The 17830-nt window shown below is 38.4% G+C and carries 16 protein-coding genes; 6 read left to right on the top strand and 10 right to left on the bottom strand.

The window, feature by feature from the left end; genetic code table 11:
• Positions 1-58 precede the first annotated feature (58 nt).
• A complete protein-coding gene (locus DBX24_RS08635; RefSeq protein WP_160224602.1) occupies positions 59-1801 on the top strand; it encodes a T9SS type A sorting domain-containing protein in 1743 nt (580 codons plus the stop codon).
• Positions 1802-1921: 120 nt separating this feature from the next.
• On the opposite strand, the gene rny is transcribed toward DBX24_RS08635, so the two are convergent.
• The 8 genes from rny to DBX24_RS08595 form a co-directional block, all read right to left on the bottom strand.
• A complete protein-coding gene (rny, locus tag DBX24_RS08630; protein ID WP_185150749.1) occupies positions 1922-3487 on the bottom strand; it encodes a ribonuclease Y in 1566 nt (521 codons plus the stop codon).
• 226 nt (positions 3488-3713) lie between these two features.
• Positions 3714-3995 (bottom strand): cell division protein ZapA, encoded by a 282-nt coding sequence (locus DBX24_RS08625; RefSeq protein ID WP_120489033.1) that lies wholly within the window; start codon positions 3993-3995, stop codon positions 3714-3716.
• A gap of 4 nt (positions 3996-3999) precedes the next feature.
• The gene (locus DBX24_RS08620) at positions 4000-4248 is read right to left on the bottom strand and encodes a hypothetical protein (RefSeq protein WP_309568989.1); all 249 of its coding nucleotides are present in this window, start codon (positions 4246-4248) and stop codon (positions 4000-4002) included.
• 208 nt (positions 4249-4456) lie between these two features.
• Positions 4457-5203 (bottom strand): type IX secretion/gliding motility protein PorT/SprT, encoded by a 747-nt coding sequence (porT, locus tag DBX24_RS08615; RefSeq protein ID WP_160224600.1) that lies wholly within the window; start codon positions 5201-5203, stop codon positions 4457-4459.
• Positions 5204-5214: 11 nt separating this feature from the next.
• Positions 5215-5877, bottom strand: a complete 663-nt coding sequence (gene ubiE, locus DBX24_RS08610) for a bifunctional demethylmenaquinone methyltransferase/2-methoxy-6-polyprenyl-1,4-benzoquinol methylase UbiE (protein ID WP_374210830.1) — start codon at positions 5875-5877, stop codon at positions 5215-5217.
• Positions 5878-5937: 60 nt separating this feature from the next.
• On the bottom strand, positions 5938-6510 hold the full coding sequence (locus tag DBX24_RS08605) for a hypothetical protein (RefSeq protein ID WP_120489037.1): 573 nt from the start codon (positions 6508-6510) through the stop codon (positions 5938-5940).
• 123 nt (positions 6511-6633) lie between these two features.
• A complete protein-coding gene (locus DBX24_RS08600) occupies positions 6634-7416 on the bottom strand; it encodes a zinc ribbon domain-containing protein (RefSeq protein ID WP_120489038.1) in 783 nt (260 codons plus the stop codon).
• 3 nt (positions 7417-7419) lie between these two features.
• A complete protein-coding gene (locus DBX24_RS08595) occupies positions 7420-8517 on the bottom strand; it encodes a Nif3-like dinuclear metal center hexameric protein (RefSeq protein ID WP_160224598.1) in 1098 nt (365 codons plus the stop codon).
• Positions 8518-8756: 239 nt separating this feature from the next.
• Here DBX24_RS08595 and DBX24_RS08590 point away from each other — a divergent pair, with 239 nt between their 5' ends.
• From DBX24_RS08590 to porZ, 5 genes are all read left to right on the top strand, one after another.
• Positions 8757-10976 carry an NADP-dependent isocitrate dehydrogenase gene (locus DBX24_RS08590; protein ID WP_160224597.1) on the top strand — a complete coding sequence of 740 codons (2220 nt, stop codon included), beginning with the start codon at positions 8757-8759 and terminating at the stop codon, positions 10974-10976.
• Between the two features lie 2 nt (positions 10977-10978).
• Entirely contained in the window at positions 10979-11629 is a 651-nt protein-coding gene (gene rpe, locus DBX24_RS08585; RefSeq protein WP_160224596.1) for a ribulose-phosphate 3-epimerase, read from the top strand.
• A 667-nt stretch (positions 11630-12296) separates the two neighbouring features.
• On the top strand, positions 12297-13043 hold the full coding sequence (locus DBX24_RS08580; RefSeq protein WP_160224595.1) for a 5'-nucleotidase C-terminal domain-containing protein: 747 nt from the start codon (positions 12297-12299) through the stop codon (positions 13041-13043).
• Between the two features lie 3 nt (positions 13044-13046).
• Positions 13047-13997, top strand: coding sequence for a bifunctional metallophosphatase/5'-nucleotidase (locus DBX24_RS08575; RefSeq protein WP_160224594.1), 951 nt, complete (start codon positions 13047-13049; stop codon positions 13995-13997).
• Between the two features lie 86 nt (positions 13998-14083).
• Positions 14084-16384, top strand: a complete 2301-nt coding sequence (gene porZ / locus DBX24_RS08570) for a type IX secretion system anionic LPS delivery protein PorZ (RefSeq protein ID WP_160224593.1) — start codon at positions 14084-14086, stop codon at positions 16382-16384.
• Positions 16385-16460: 76 nt separating this feature from the next.
• On the opposite strand, the gene DBX24_RS08565 is transcribed toward porZ, so the two are convergent.
• Together DBX24_RS08565 and DBX24_RS08560 are read right to left on the bottom strand one after the other, a co-directional pair.
• Positions 16461-17138 carry a TrmH family RNA methyltransferase gene (locus DBX24_RS08565; RefSeq protein ID WP_160224592.1) on the bottom strand — a complete coding sequence of 226 codons (678 nt, stop codon included), beginning with the start codon at positions 17136-17138 and terminating at the stop codon, positions 16461-16463.
• A 31-nt stretch (positions 17139-17169) separates the two neighbouring features.
• Positions 17170-17733, bottom strand: coding sequence for a hypothetical protein (locus tag DBX24_RS08560; RefSeq protein ID WP_160224591.1), 564 nt, complete (start codon positions 17731-17733; stop codon positions 17170-17172).
• Between the last annotated feature and the right edge of the window lie 97 nt (positions 17734-17830).

The following is a 17830-nucleotide window of genomic DNA, read 5'->3' as shown; positions in this document are numbered from 1 at the left end:
TTTTTTGGAGACTCTATATATATCCTTATTTTTGTATAAATTCTAAATAAAAATTACAATGAAAAAATTCTATTGCTCAATTGGATTGTTGGCTTTCATCGGTATGAAAGCTCAGGTGTTTGAAGAAGTAACCCCTTCACCATTTAAGAACTCTTATTACTCCTCAATAGCCGTCGGGGATTATAATAATGACGGATATAAAGATGTATTCTTTGCCGGCGCACTGGATACGGACGGTAATGGCAAGGTGGATACTACTATTAATGAACTCTACAAAAACAATAACGGTGTTTTTGAACTTGCTCAGGTTATTGAGGATTATCCTGTGCATTTAAGTTCGGTTAAATTTATAGATTTTGATAATGATGGGCTCTTGGATATTATAGATACTGGGCTTAGCTATAAAAATGTAGTTGATTATAGACATTATCGTTTCAAGAATAATGGGACTTCATTTGAATTAGTGGATAATCTCCCTGGAAAAATCTTCGGAAATATAGATGTATTTGACTTTAACCACGATGGTAGAATGGATTATTCCTTAAACGGAATACGATATATACCTGGAGTAGGATTTACTAAGTATGTAGATTTATACACAAACACTAAATCTGGTTTCACGAAACAGGAGAACTGGATATCAGGAAGCCAAAATGGAAAAATGAAGGCATTTGATTTCAATAATGATAATGAACTTGATGCCGTAGTAACAGGAGTTGATGCTAAGAATAAATTTAGCTTCTATGTCTATAAAAATAATGGGAAGACGATGGAATTCCATTCCGAACACATAGGCTTAATATCAGGAGATGTAGCTTTTGCAGACTTCAATGCCGATGGATTTCTAGATATGGTGATTTCAGGTAGAAACAATAAATATACAGAACAACTCGTAGTGCTTTGGAATGACGGTAATGGTAACTTTACAGAATCTGAAATACTCGGCGAAGGTATAGAAATGGCATCAATAGATGTAGGAGACCTTAATAATGATGGCTATTACGACTTTATTATTATCGGTAATGCTAAAGATGCAAACTCTCACTATGTTCCAAACATTAATGTATTTATATACAACCCCAAAGAAAATAAATTCTCCAAATTTGATGACACCGATCTCTACCACTTAGGAAGTAATGGCGGTATTGAGCTTGTAGATTATAATAATGATAATCACCTTGACATTATCGCTACTGGCTTTGACTGGAAACTCGATGATAATCCTCTTTTCAGTAAGCTATTTAAAAACAAGGAAACTGAGCCTAACCAAAAACCTAAGCCTCCTAAAAATCTCTCCGCAACTGTAAAAGATGATAGAGTTTTTTTTGAATGGAGCGGAGCTTCAGATGATAAAACCCCAGAAAAAGCCCTCAGATATGAAATAAGTGTAGGTAGCGAGTCGGGTAAATCAGACATTGCCAAGTATCAAGTAACCACTCCAAGCTGGTACTTAAAAAAAGATGCTCTTCCAAATACTATTTATTGGAGTATAAAATCTATCGATGCCTCAAAAGTACTATCCGATAGCTCCAAAGAACAAGTAGTTTCTGATCTATCAGTAGATGATAGGGATATAAAACACAATGCACTCTATCCTAATCCAGTGAAAGATATTCTTAACATCAGCACAGATGCTAAGGTAAAATCTTATAGACTAACCAATATGCTAGGACAAACGGTACAAGAAGGTAGTCTGCTTGGTAAAGAGATAGATTTATCTGCATTAGAAAGCGGTGTTTATATCATCAACATCCAACTTCAAAATGGAGAGAATATCAATCAGAAGATTATTAAAAATTAATTTTATAGGACATATATTCTTAAACAGACTGCTGAAATTGGCAGTCTGTTTTTTATTAGTGATAATAGAAAGAGTTCCAAAATTTTGGAACTCTTTCTATTATTATACATTAAAAATACATTACCTCGCTATATTTACCGCTCTTGTTTCCCTGATAACGGTAACTTTCACCTGACCAGGATAGGTCAGCTCGTTTTGGATTTTCTCAGAGATATCATAAGAGAGTTGTGCTGCTACTTCATCATTTACTTTACCGCTTTCCACGATTACTCTGAGCTCCCTACCTGCTTGTATCGCGTAGGCACTGGATACTCCATCGAAGCTGAGGGCAGCAGCCTCAAGGTCTTTTAACCTTTGGATATAAGACTCGAGAACCTGTCTTCTGGCACCTGGTCTTGCCCCTGAAATAGCATCGGCAACTTGGACGATAGGCGATAAAAGTGAAGTCATTTCAATCTCATCGTGGTGCGCACCGATAGCGTTGAGAACCTCTGGATGCTCGCCGTACTTCTCTGCCCACTGCATACCGAGTAGGGCGTGCGGAAGTTCGGATTCCTGCTCTGGAACTTTCCCAATATCGTGAAGGAGACCTGCTCTTTTGGCTAATTTTACATTCAGACCGAGCTCGGCAGCCATAGTTGCAGCGATGTTTGCCACCTCTCGGGAGTGTTGTAGGAGGTTTTGACCGTAAGACGAACGGTACTTCATCCTGCCGACGATTTTCACAAGCTCTGGGTGTAGCCCATGGATGCCGAGGTCTATAATCGTCCTTTTACCAACTTCTATAATTTCCTCTTCGATATGTTTTCTGGTTTTCTCCACCACTTCTTCAATTCTTGCAGGGTGTATCCTGCCATCGGTTACGAGCCGGTGGAGAGAAAGCCTTGCAATCTCTCGCCTCACAGGGTCAAAGCAGGATAAAAGGATGGCTTCTGGGGTATCATCTACGATGATTTCTACCCCCGTAGCTGCTTCAAGAGCACGGATATTTCGTCCTTCCCTACCGATGATTCGTCCTTTTACTTCATCAGATTCTATATTAAAAACAGAAACTGAATTCTCAATAGCCTGTTCGGCTCCTATTCTTTGAATGGTTTGGATTACAATTTTCCTTGCCTCGTTCTTGGCATTCATCTGCGCTTCCTCCATTATACTCTGTACATGAGCTTGGGCTCTTGTTTTAGCTTCAGATTTGAGAGATTCTACAAGTTCGGCTCTAGCTTCCTCTGCTGAATAATTAGAAATTTTCTCTAAAATCTCCACTTTCTGTGCCGTAATAGCGTTGAGCTCAGCTTGCTTCTTTTCTACAATCTCATGCTTTTTAGTATAATCATAAATTTGCTTCTCAAGGTCTTTTTCCAATTTGCTGGTTTTAGAAAGCTCATCTACCAGCTTCTGTTCTTTTTCTTTTGCTCTCTTTTCTATCTCTTGGATTTTCTTTTCACGAGCTTGAATATCTGCATCGTGCTGAGATTTTAATTCTAAAAACTTTTCTTTGGTTTGTAGTTGTTTCTCTTTCTTGATTGCTTCTGCTTGTACTGTCGCTTTTTCTACTAAATTTTCTGCATTCTTCCTGGCATCTTCCATCATAAATTTCGCCTTAGAATTAAGGGAGCTTCTGGAAAATAGAATTCCTGCTGCAACCCCTACAATAAGGCCAATAATGCCCGCTATTATCTCTATCATAATTCAATTATTTATATCTCTTTTTTTAATCTTATTTCATAAAAAACCTACAATAGTTCAATGATTGAGAGTAAACTCCTAATCAACACGATTTGAGCTTATTTCTATCTTCTGTAATCTGGGTTACCAGCACGCCATAGGATAGACTTTTACTCGGTAATTGTTTAGCGTTGAGTTTACCTTTAATGTGTTAGAACTATTGTAGGCAATTCCTTTATAAATGACACTAATCTTCCTCAAAAAGTGAAAGTAAATGATCTACTTTCTCTTTAGAGGCTGAGATGATATTGTCATATTTCTGTTTATTAACTTCTACATTGGTACCCAATTGTAAGATACACAATGCCAAAGCATCTTGTTTATCTTTTATAGCATAATTTGCTTCAAATTTTTTAATCATACCCTCTACTTTTTTCTCTAAGTCTCTCAATATTTCCTCTTCTTCTGAAGGTATACTAAGCGGATAAAACCTTCCTCCTACCTTTATGTTAACTGATTTATTTTCCATAACATTATAATCCGCTATTTTGAAGCTCCGCAATACAGAAATCCACTTCTTTAATCAATCGGTTGAGATGATTCTTCATCAGTCTATTGTGCTCTGGATTGCCAGATATACTCGCTTGAAGTTTTATCTTTTTATTCTCTTCTTCCAATTCCTGATTCTTTTTTCTTTCATCTTCATATTTCTTTTTCATTTGCTCAAATTCCTTAGAAAGTTCTGTGTAGTCGTAATTTAAATTTTGAAAATTCTGCTTCATTTTCAAAATTTTTCTTTCCAACATCAAAAAACTATGTCCTAATTCATTGGGCATATCATCAGGTTATAATTCTAACTATATGCAAAAGTAAAAAAAAAATGCATTTTATACCTTATTTTTTTATTCAAATATTCAGTATTAGTCCAAAATAAAAAGAGAAAATGCAGTCAATTTTCTCTTCCAATGATATTTATAATAAAATATAAAACTACTCAAATTTAAGCACAAACATAAATGCTCTACTGCTAAGGTGGTTCATTGCACCTGCCCAATAAGGAGGCGTACCTGGGTTGTCTGGCACCAATTCATTATTGAGGAAAAAAGTACCTCTAACGGCTGGGGTAAGTTTAAATCTACTGAAATAGAACTGTATCCCAATCTCTCCCGTATAACCAAAATTATGAGTCTTTGTACGGAAAATCTGTTGCTGATTATCACTCTCAGAATTTTCATTACTCTGCAAATTCCCCAAATAATTCACCCCTAAAGCTACATAAGGGCGGGAATTATACCATCTGTTCCCGTGAAATTCTACAAGCAATGGCACATCTACATAAGTAGATTTTACATCTCTCTCGAGGTCTGTAGTGGCTGCACTTGGGTATAAGTCCTTAATATCAAAAGTTAATTTCCTTTGTACAAACTGCAAAGAGGGCTCAAGGCGGAGATCTATATATTCATTCACCCTCATTTTACCGATAAGCCCTGCCCCGAAACTTGCAGAACCTTTGGAAAGTACTCTGTTTTGATTCTTATTATTGAGTCCATTCTGAGGGTTCAAGTCTATTTTGTAATCAAAATAATTACCCGCGAGGAAGAAACCCCAACTGAATTTCTGATTATCAAAATCCACCAGATTATCCATCCTATCCCTTGTACGGAAGAGCTGTGCATCTACTGAATTAGAAAACAAAGCAGTAATGATGAGGGCAAGCACCCTGAATTTTCTTTTCATTTAGAGTAAAATTACTTCGTTGCCTTATATATCGTTGCAATACCGAGCGTGAGTTTTTTATATACCACAGTCGTAAAACCACAGTTAAGGAGAATTTTTCTCATTCCCTCTCCGTAAGGGAAGGCCTGCACAGAGTCTGGCAAATAGGTATAGGCTCTACTATCTTTGGAAATCATTTTACCGATTCTTGGCAGTATATTTTTAAAGTAAAACATATAGAAAGGTCTCATAAATCCTTCTACTTTGGAGAATTCCAGTATATAGACACTTCCTCCTGATTTTACTACTCTTTTCAGCTCGTTGAGCCCTTTTTCGAGGTTCTCAAAATTTCTTGCTCCAAAAGCAACGGTTACAGCATCAAAATTATTGTCCTCAAAGGGTAGATTTTCAGCATCGCCCTTCATCATTTTGATTTTTCCGTCCAGCTGTAGCCTTTTCACTTTATCTATCCCTACATTGAGCATTTGTTGGGAGAGGTCTAGCCCTACGATATCTGCCCCCGTACCTCTTTGAAGCGCTATCGCAAGGTCTCCCGTGCCTGTTGCTACATCAAGGATGGTTTTCGGCTGGTCGGCACTCAACCATTTTACTAATTTCTTCCTCCAAGATACATCAATATTCATCGAGAGGGTTCGGTTCAGGAAATCATATTTCTCGGCTATGTTATCAAACATATCCTCTACCTGCTGCTTCTTACTGCTATCGGTATTATATGGTGTTACTTGTTTCAAGGTCTAAAATTTATAGTATTCATTATAATAATTAAGGAAATCTCCTTTCCTAAAAATCTTGGTTCGGGATTCTAATTTGTCTATATTTTTAATGACTTTATCATAGTCTTCATCTACATTATAATAGAAATCCTCAGTATAGAGATTATGGAAATGTATAGGGTTTCCGTAGTATTTCTTACCGTCTATTTCGGTTTTTGGGAGTGCTGCAAGGAGGGAGTCTCTATCCACTCCATAGCCATAGTACTGCCGATTGATATAATAATCCGATTGGGAAATATTCAGTAGCCCACGAACTTTTTCCACTTGGAAGGTGGAGTCATAGAGGGGTTTCTTATCTTGGTCAAATACCTCCACTCTGTTTTTCCCTCTTCTGAGGTCTATTTTCAAGGACTGCCCCCCTGCAATAATCCTCTCCTCACCTCCATTAATCTTAAAATAATAGGTATTGGTCGTAGGATTATCTACCACATACTCATTTTTCTTGGCTAAGAACAAAAAATATATCCCAAACGCTACCATTAGAGCAAGCACTGAGATAATAAAACCCGAAACCGATGGATTCTTTTTAAGCATCAAGAAAATCTTTCGGCAAATGTAAGAATTATATTTACAATTTGCTTTATCCTCTTGTACCAAGAGACTTTTTTAATAAAAAACCACAGTAGAAATTCAGCTACTGTGGTTTAAAAATTAATCTTATGAAAATTGTATTATATCCTTCATCTTCTCATTTTCTTCTGCTACAAGCTGGTCATCTACCAGTATTTTTCCAGAATGCTCATCTATAATAATTTTTTTCCTTTGAGCGATTTCCATCTGCCTTTGTGGAGGTATCATAAAGAACGAACCTTTTGGCGCTCCTCTTTCTATACCTACTACTGCGAGACCATTTTTTGAATTATTACGAATTCTATTATAGGAAGCGAGCAATCTCTCATCGATTTTCTTAGAGAAATCTTTGGACTTTTCTACTAAATACTCCTCTTCTTTTTGGGTTTCAGCAATTAGGTCATCGAGTTCCTCTTTCTTGAATTTCAAATGCTCTTTAGAAGCAGAGATTCTATCATCAACTTGAGCAAGAGATTCATTTTGTTGAGAGATTTTAAGGTTAAATTCTTTTATTTTTTTCTCTGCAAGCTGAATTTCCAAGTCCTGATACTCTATTTCCTTTTCCAGAGACTCAAATTCTTTATTATTCCTTACATTATCCTGCTGAGATTTATATTTTTCAATAAGGGATTTTGATTGGTTAATCTCCTCATTTTTCCCTTTCACACTATCTTTAAGGTGTTTTATATCTTTTCGGAATTTATCGGCTCTCTTTTCAAGCCCCTCGATTTCATTCTCTAAATCTTCTACCTCTATCGGTAGCTCTCCTCTTGTATTTCGGATTTCATCTAATCTCGAATCGATGATTTGAAGGTCATACAATGCTCTTAGTTTCTCTTCAACTGAAATTTCGTTGCTCTTTTTCGCCATAATTTATAGAAAATAATTTACAGGGTTTGTATTCAAATTGGATTTTAAGACGGCAAATGTAGGAAATTTTTCCAATAAAATCTCAAAGATTTGTTGTACTACAAACTGTTCGGATTCGAAATGCCCAATATCACACAGTAGAACCTCCCCTTCAGCTTGAAAAAAATCGTGATATTTATAGTCGCCCGTGAGGTAGGCATCACAGTTTTTTGCTTTTGCAGCTACTATTCCTGAAGTTCCGCTCCCTCCGAGCACTCCTACTCTTTTTATTTTCTTTTTGGTGAAGTTCGAGTGGCGAATCACCTTTAAACCCAACTTCTCTTTTACCATTTTCAGAAAGTCGATTTCCTCCATTTCCTGTACTAAATCACCATATTTTCCTAAGCCAGAGTACGGGTTTTCATTATCTATTGAGATGATTTGATGCGCTACTTCCTCATAAGGATGCGCACTGTACATCGCTCTAAGGATTTTACTCATTTTATACTCCTCAAAGATGCAGGAGATAAGTTTCTCCTCCACATATTCCCTCTCGTTTTGCTTGCCGAGGAAAGGATTTGCCCCTTCCTTTGGGCGGAAACTCCCCTGCCCTTCCACTGAGAAACTACAATCATCATAGAAGCCAATCTCCCCTGCTCCAGCTTGTAAAATAGCATCTCTCACCGCTTCTGAATGCGTTTTGGGAACATAGACTTCCAGTTTTTTTAATGATGAAAATTTTGGCATCAATATCTTCTGATGATGAAGCCCAAGTGCATTGCAAATCGCATAATTCACTCCAAAATAATCGTTATCAAATGCCGTATGAATCGCATAGATTGCAATTTTGTTTTCAATCGCTTTCAAAACGGCTTTTTCTACATAATTTTTTGCTGTGATGGATTTCATCCCCGAGAAAATAATCGGATGAAAGGCAATGATAAGGTTTAGCTCCCTCTTGATGGCTTCATCTACCACCGTTTCCAAAGCATCGTGGCAAACGAGCATTCCACTGATTTCCCTCTCTGGATTACCGCAGAGCAGTCCTACATTATCAAAATGCTCTGCCGTTCTAATCTTAAAAATCTCATCCAGCCTGTGGGTAATTTCTCTTAAAATCATATTTAAAAGGTTTTAGCAAATATAAATATTTAGGTATAAAAGAAAACGGAATACCTTAGCAACACCAAATATAATTTGGTAATAGATTTATAAATAAGCTACACTATATATTAGAGACAAGTAGATAATCAGATTTTTAAAAGAAATACGCCTATTCTCTAAAATATTCGGAAAATTATAACTACATTTGTAAGCGTTCAACGAAAATGAAAAATAAATAATTAATAAAACAATAAACTATGGCTAATAAATCCAGAATTTACTACACGCTTACAGATGAAGCTCCTATGCTCGCAACACATTCATTTCTACCTATGGTAAAAGCATTTACCCGACTTGCAGAGGTAGAAATTTCTGTTCCAGACATCTCCCTCTCAGGAAGAATTTTGGCCAACTTCCCAGACTTTTTGAAGGAGGAACAAAAAGTTCCCGATGCCCTTGCAGAACTCGGCGAACTGGCAAAAACACCAGAAGCAAACATTATTAAATTACCAAATATCTCGGCTTCCGTACCGCAACTCGATGAAGCTATTGCCGAGCTTCAAAAGAAAGGATTCGCTGTGCCGAACTACCCTTCCGAACCGAAAAATGAAGAGGAGAAAGCAATTAAAACACGATATGCAAAAGTATTGGGCTCTGCCGTAAATCCTGTGCTGAGAGAGGGCAACTCCGATAGAAGAGCCCCAAAAGCAGTGAAAAATTATGCGAAGACCAACCCACACAGAATGGGTAGCTGGGCAAAAAACAGCAAAACCGATGTAGCCTATATGAGTAGTGGTGATTTCTACGGCACGGAAACTTCCACTACCGTTGAGAATGCTTGCGAATTCCGTATTGTATTTAAAAATGAAAATGGTGAGGAAAAAATTTTGAAAAACCTCGCTCCACTAAAAGTAGGAGAAGTGATTGACTCCTCTGTAATGAGTCTTAGGGCACTGAAATCTTTCGTGCAAACAGCCATTGAGGAAGCAAAAAAACGAAATGTACTCCTCTCTGCCCACCTGAAAGCTACAATGATGAAAGTCTCCGACCCGATTATCTTCGGAGCGATAGTAGAGACCTATTTTAAAGAAATTTTTACTGAATTTGCAGAGACTTTTAAGGCATTAGATATTAATCCGAATAACGGACTTGCTGATTTATTTGAGAAAATAAAGGGAAATACTAAAGAGGCAGAAATAAAATCAGCAATTGAGAAAGCCATCGAGAGCTCAGCAAGACTGGCAATGGTAAATTCCGATAAGGGCATTACCAATTTTCATATTCCATCAGATGTTATCGTAGATGCATCTATGGCAGCACTGATTCGTGGTGGTGGTAAAATGTGGAACAAAGAAGGAAAAGAGGAAGACACGGTTGCTATTATCCCAGACCGCTCCTATGCCCTCTTCTACCAAGCTGCAATTGATGATATGAAGGCAAACGGTGCATTAGACCCAACTACGATGGGGTCAGTGCCCAATGTAGGGCTAATGGCTCAAAAAGCCGAAGAGTATGGCTCCCACGATAAGACTTTCCAAGCAGAAGGAAACGGAAAGATAGAAGTGCAGGACGAAAATGGAACAGTCCTCCTAAGCCAAACTGTAGAAAAAGGCGATATTTTCAGAATGTGCCAAACCAAAGATGCCCCTATCCAGGATTGGGTAAAACTCGCGGTAAACCGCTCCCGACTCTCCAACACACCTGCTATTTTCTGGTTGGATAGCAACAGAGCGCACGACAGAGAAATCATCAAAAAAGTAGAAAAATACCTCAAAGACCACAACACCGAAGGCTTAGACATCAAAATATTAGATGTAACCGATGCAATGGCAGAAACCCTCAGAAGAGCGAGAGAGGGCAAGGATACCATCTCGGTTTCCGGAAATGTACTGAGGGATTACCTCACAGACCTCTTCCCTATTTTGGAATTAGGAACTTCGGCTAAGATGCTCTCCATTGTGCCGCTAATGAACGGTGGTGGCCTCTTTGAAACGGGTGCAGGTGGCTCTGCTCCTAAACATATAGAGCAGTTTCTGGAAGAGGGCTACCTCCGCTGGGATTCCTTAGGAGAGTTCCTCGCCTTGCAGGCTTCTTTGGAGCATCTGGCACAGACGCAAGGCAATGAAAAGGCTCAAATCCTTGCAGATGCCTTAGATGAAGCCAATGCCAAATTCCTCGCTAATGATAAATCACCTTCCAGAAAGTTAGGTGGGATAGACAATCGAGGCTCGCACTTCTACCTCGCGATGTATTGGGCAGAGGCTTTGGCAAATCAGACCAAAGACACGACACTCGCAGCCCATTTTAAGCCTATTGCCGATGAATTATCATCAAATGAAGCTAAAATTAATGAAGAACTTATCGGCTCACAGGGCAAAGCCCAAGACATCGGTGGGTACTACAAGCCCGATGAGGAAAAAACCTATTCAGCAATGAGACCAAGCCCTACTCTAAACTCAATTATAGATAAGATTTAAAGATGAAAACAAGACTCATAGCACCATCACTCCTCTCCGCAGACTTTGGAAACTTACAGAGAGACATAGAGATGCTCAACCGCTCGGTTGCCGACTGGCTACACATAGATGTTATGGATGGGCGGTTTGTACCGAATATCTCCTTCGGATTTCCTGTGATGAAAACCGTGAAAGAGCACAGTCAGAAGTTCATAGATGTACATTTAATGATTGTAGAGCCCGAGAAATATGTAGAAGAGTTCATTAATAGTGGTGCCGATTTGGTTTCTGTGCATTACGAGGCTTGTACCCACCTGCACAGAACGGTGCATCTCATCAAGAGCAAGGGTGCAAAAGCGGGTGTGGTTCTCAACCCCTCTACTCCCATTAGCTTTTTGGAGGATATTATTACCGATGCCGATTTAATCCTTCTAATGAGTGTAAATCCTGGGTTTGGAGGGCAGAAATTCATTGAGAATACTTATAAAAAGATCGGTCAGCTCCGAGATTTAATTGCCAAGACCCATTCTCAAGCTCTGATAGAGGTAGATGGTGGGGTAAATATGGAGAATGCAGGCAAGCTCTTCGATGTAGGAGCCGATGTTTTGGTGGCGGGCAATGCCGTCTTCTCGTCTGAAAGTCCAGAAGAGACCATCAGGCACCTCAAAGCCTAATAAAATAGGAATTTAATCTGTCTTAAATCCTATTATAGAGATAAAAAATAAATTCTCTATCATCCGCTGAGCAATATTGCCCAGCGGATGTATTTTTTACCCCTCTCCTATTCTACTATAGGAGCATTTTTTTTACATATAATCACCAAAATAAAATATCCAAAATTATTAAAAAGTATTTTAAAAGGTTTTGATTCTCATTTAATTTGTTTAGTTTTTGATTTGAGAGAGTAATATCAAAGAGGTGAAATATATAGAAGTAATAGTAGATAAAAAGATTATAAAATTACAAAGGTAGCCTTTCAGCTACCTTAAACCTTTATTTCAAGGGGGGCACAGTGGGAGGCATTACCCTGTCCCTCTGTGCTGCAAAGATATATAAACTTTTTTAATACCCAATTAAAAGTCTTTTAATTAGTAAAAAAATACAAGATATACAAAATGAAAGAAAAGAGATGAGATAAGTTATTTTAACAGTGTAGAGAAGAGAAAGTAATTTTATTAAATAGTAATTACCTCCTATGTTACAAATTATCCTTAATTTTTTAAAAAAAACATCAAAAAAAGGGATAAAAAAGATGAGGAATATCAGATGGAAATAAACCTTAGCATTAATAATAATAAGGAAGAGGAATTTATTATCTTTGCAAGCAAATAATTAATAATAATGAAAAATAGAAAATATGTTTGGCTATTATCATTAGCAATGCTCGCTTCGTGTAAATCACATTTGGGTATCAGCAATATAAAGCCTTACGAGAACACAAAGATTACAGCAGAGCTGGCAGAAGATCAGGAAATGGTGAAAACCATTATCCCATACAAAAAATCGATGGAAAGCCAGATGAATGAAAAGATTTCTCATACCAGCGTAGCGCTTACTAAGGACGGGGACGACAGCAATATGGGGAAAGTCTTGGTAGATTATACTTATGACGCCGCTGCAGAATGGGCAAAAAGCAATGGACTGCCAAGAGTAGATGCAGCGGTTATCAATATCGGAGGGATAAGGACGACCTTTGCGCCTGGCGATATTCTGCTCAAGCATATCTTTGAAGTAATGCCGTTTGAGAACGAAATCGTCATCATTGCAATGAAAGGCTCAGACTTGCAAGGCCTCTTTGATTATTATCTCAAAACTCAGGTAAACAACCCAGTATCTCGCCTTACAATAGAGACTAAGCAAGGGAAAATTACCAAAGCATTAATCAACGGCGAAGTACCTATCGCTGATAAGACTTATTACATTGCAACCACTGACTACCTCGCTCTCGGGGGCGACCGTATGTGGTACTTTGGCAAAGGCAAGATGATTCCCACAGGGCTAAAACTCCGAGAAGTCTTTATAGAAAGCTTTAGAAAAAATCCAGAAGTGAGCGTACCAACTGACATTAGACTTAGATTTAATAATTAAACAATGAACCGTAAGCAATTTATAAAAACAGCCATAGGAGGAGGGATAAGCCTTTCCCTCGCTCCGAATTTGATATTTGCAAAAGACAGCGTTGCCCTTAAAAAAAACGGGCTAAAAAAGCTGACGATACTCCATACCAACGACCAGCACAGCCGTATAGAGCCCTTTGACTCGTCTTATACCAAAAACCCTAATCAGGGCGGCTTTGCACGGAGAGCGTCATTGATAAAGAACATACGAGAGCAGGAAAAAAATGTATTACTACTCGACTGCGGAGATATTTTCCAAGGCACACCTTATTTTAATATGTTTGGTGGAGAGCTGGAATTTAAACTGATGAGTATGATGGGATATGATGCCGCTACTATGGGGAATCACGACTTTGATAACGGTCTTGAAGGTTTCCTTAAAGCCCTTCCAAATGCGAAATTCCCTTTCGTTACCTCAAATTATGATTTCAAAAATACCATCCTCGATGGGAAGACATTAGACTACAAAATCTTTAATAAAGATGGGATAAAAGTAGGAATCTTCGGACTGGGAGTAGAGCTCGCTGGCTTAGTAGGCAAAAAACAATACGGCGAAACGGTCTATAATGACCCTGTGGATGTAGCTCAGCACTATGCCGACTTCCTAAAAAAAGATAAGAAATGTGATATGGTGATCTGCCTATCTCATATCGGCTACCAATACCCAGAGCGAAAAGACAAAATCTGCGATGCCCTCCTCGCTACTAAAACCGATAATATAGACTTAATTCTCGGTGGGCATACCCATACCTTCCTCCCCGAGCCTCAGAAATATACTAACAGAGCAGGGAAATCCGTTCTTGTAAATCAAGTAGGCTGGGCAGGTCTCCTTCTCGGCAGAATAGAATTTTTCTTTGACAAGGATAAGAATGTACAACACATCGCGTGGAATACCCACATTATAGATGACAAGATAAAAGTATAATCATCTAAAACGAGAAATCAATAAGATGTATAAAAAGCACAGATTATACATCTTATTTTTTATTAACGAAACAAAATATTTGTGTAATGAGATTTATATACCCTTTAGTATTTGGTTTATCTGTTTCTGCACTGCAGGGGCAGGAGATTTCGTCCCCTCGCTGGTCAGATCTTTTTTCATATAACAACATCCTCCAAATTCGAGAAGATGGTGAAAGCCTACTGGCAGCATCCGAGAATGGTATCTTCCGATATACGCTCTCCTCTGGTGAGGTATCCAAATACCTTTCAAAAGCCAATGGGCTCCATAATGTGAATATTACTGCATTTGACTATAACCCTAATACTAAGACAGGTCTGGTAGGCTACAAAGACGGGAGTATAGATGTAATTACAGAGCGTGGTGTAACCTATGTGATAGATATCCCAATGAATAATGGATATACAGGCTCCAAAAAGATTAATCATATCTCCATTAATGGAAATCTTGCTGCTGTATCTACCGACTATGGTATCTCTATCTTCAAGCTCGATAGGAAGGAGTTCTCCGAAACTGCCTTTCTCCCCCACCCTGTAAAGGAAGCCATTATTAAAGACAATAAAGTATATCTCATTACCAATACAGGGATTCTTAGCCATAATATCGATTCTTCATTTGCCATAGCATCAAGCTGGGAGACTTTAAGAGCTGGGGACTTTAATAATATTGTCTCTGATGGGAATCTCATCTCTTTTTCATCATTGGATAAAGTCTATTACGGCGATGGAAATTCGTTCTCTGAAATCGCTCAGACCTTTTCGTCTGTAAAGGATATGAACATCAGTAATGGGCAGATCGTAGTAACCGACAGCAAGACAAAAGGAGGGAATGCGCCTTCTGCTATCTATGTCTTTAATGCCAGTGGAAACCTTGTAAAAAGCAAAACCAATTATACAGAAGAATTAAACACAGGCTGGATAAAAGACAATCATATCTACGCGGGAACTTTCCTTTCTGGGGTTTATAATGAAAGCCTGCAATCCATAAAACCCGATGGTCCTTACGCCAATAAAGCCTACAAAATGTCTTTCGTAGGAAATAAAATCTTAGTGTCAAGCGGTGGGGTATACGATTTCTATCAACAGCCTATCCTCTCCGATAGATTATTGGGCTTCTATTACTTTAATGGAACTAAGTGGGTTTATCCCTCCTTTTTCATCGATAATTACAACAATGCCAAAAAGGTTTTTAATGTCCTCGATGTCGTGATGAACCCATCTAACCCCAAAGAAATCTTCTTCGGGAGTTTTGGAAACTGGAACTATCGCTTCACCGATGGTATGTACAAAATGGAAGTAAATAGCGATGATATAGTACTTAAGAACTTCTACCCTACTTTTGAAGCAGGAAAAAAAATCACCAGCATCTCAGGTCTTACCTATGATGATAAAGGAAATCTATACGCTGTGGGAAGATACTATAATATTGCTGGAGCAGTACCTCCTGAGCGAACAGAAATCTTCTTCTATAACAGAAATAATGATAATTTTTCATCTATTCTTTCTTCAAAATCAAAATCTGCTCAGAAACCTTATTATAAAGAAGGTTTTCTCTGGATACCCACACCTCGTTCCAACTCTTTTCTAGCTTTAAACACTCAGAAATCTACAGCTATCAATGAAAATGACATCTTTGTTTTGGAAGGAACACAAAGCGGACTGCCAAACACTGCAGAAACGATAAGTACCGCTATGGACAAATCTGGCGACCTGTGGATAGGAACATCAAAAGGGCTCAGAGTACTACGAAATGCCTCTTCGGCAATCAGCAGAAACCCAAAATTAGAATCTATCATCATTGAGGAAAAAGGTATAGGAGAAGAACTGTTCAGAGATGCAGAAATACTCCAAATAGAAGCTGACTCTGGCAATCAAAAATGGTTTTCTACCAATGGAGGAGGAGTTTTTTACCTCAATGCAAGCGGTGAAAAGACCATTCATCACTTTACCAGTAAGAACTCTCCCCTACCTAATGATATGGTAACCGATATTAAAGTAGATGAAAAGACAGGTAAAGTCTATTTCGCTACTTCGGAGGGAATTGTGGTTTATCAAGGAGATGTGCAACAGGTATCTGACAAGTTTGGAAATGTACTCGTATATCCTAACCCTGTGGTTTCATCTCAATACAAAGGTAATGTGAGAATTAAGGGATTAGCAGAGAAAACCAATATCCGGATTACCGATACCGCAGGAAATTTAATCCACCAAGGTATTGCCAAAGGCGGTTATTACGAGTGGGATTTAAATTATCGTGGCAAGAGAGTAGCTTCAGGGATTTATTTTGTGCTAATGACCAATGAAGACGGCTCCGATACCGCAACTGCAAAAATCGCCATCATCAACTAGCCACAGCTTCCAGCTGACGGACTTAGCCGTAGCACGGCAGGCACTTAGCTAATTACCAAAAGCCAAAAGCTAATCGCTATAAGCCTCCTGCACAAAGATACCTCTCTAATATCTCTCCCCCGCTGCGGATGGAGTTTACTGCCCATCGTATCTTCAGCCTCAGCCGTTTTTCATCGTTTAAGAGATGAGGCGTCTGCGTTTTCACTAGCTTTTGTTTAAGTTCATATAAGCAAATCGCTGCTGCCACTGATACATTAAAACTCTGCGTAAAGCCATACATCGGAATCATCAGCGTCTCATCGGCAAAGTCCAATATCTCTTCCGAAATCCCCTCCCACTCGGTACCGAAAGTTAAAGCAATTGGCTCATCAATCCTAAAGTTTGGGAGGAGGGTCGCATTTTTCTCTGGAGAAACGGCTACAATTTTATACCCCCTCTGCCTGATTTCTTTCAATGATTCTATCCGTGCAGGGAGTTTTTCCACCTCTACCCAAGTATCTGCTCCTTTAGTAACTTCCAGATTAGGGTTAAAGACATTATGCTTTTGCAGTGCCACAATCTTATGAAAGCCACAAGCCTCCGAGCTTCGCACAATAGCTGCCGCATTTCTAAACTGATAAACATCCTCCATCACAGGGAGTACAAAATCTGAGCTCTGAGCAGAGAAGTGCTCAATCTTCCTCAGTCTTTCCTCCGTGAGAAATTGCTGAAGATATGCATAAGTCTGCTCTAATAAAGTATCTGGGATTGTCATAATATATGGCAGATTGTCTTATTTATTTGTTTTATTTACCCAAAGGGATGTTATAAGAAAGCGTTACACCAAAGTTAGCTGCACTGTATTTTTGTTCTCCAATCTTGCCTTTATTCGCAATAAAAACTTTCTGATAATGGATTCCTAAGTTCCAGTCCCTATTATGGAAACCTATTTCTGGTTTGAAATAAATCCCTCCCTTTGGTCTCTCTATTTCATTATTTTTAGCAACTTTATCATTTCCTGTAATGAAGCCATAACCAAGGTCTCCACCGAGGTAAAAGCCCAACTGCTTAGGATAGAATCTGAATAATAATGCAGCAGGAATCACCCCAAAATCATTATTATCTATCCCGTTATTCTCCTTACCAAAGTGGTGAATATAGCCTGTAGCAAAGCCCCAGCCAATTCCAGCGACAGAAATATTCTGATAGCTCGCATCTATTCCCATAACAAATGAAGAGTTATTGGAAGGTAATGATGCCCCTGAATTTAAACCTAATTTTAAGATATTTCTCATATCAGCACTCTGTGCACTAACAAAACTCATTGCCACAAGACCTATAGCCAAAGCTACTCTTTTAATCGTTGTCATTTTTTTATTTTGAAAACTAACGACAAATCATTATAAAAATTGCCTGAACAGCTTATACTTGCTGTACTTTATTAGCTTTTTTAGGAAAAAAAAACTT

Source organism: Bergeyella cardium, assembly GCF_009914665.1.
Classification (GTDB): domain Bacteria; phylum Bacteroidota; class Bacteroidia; order Flavobacteriales; family Weeksellaceae; genus Bergeyella_A; species Bergeyella_A cardium.
This window is presented reverse-complemented; position numbering and strand designations above follow the sequence as displayed.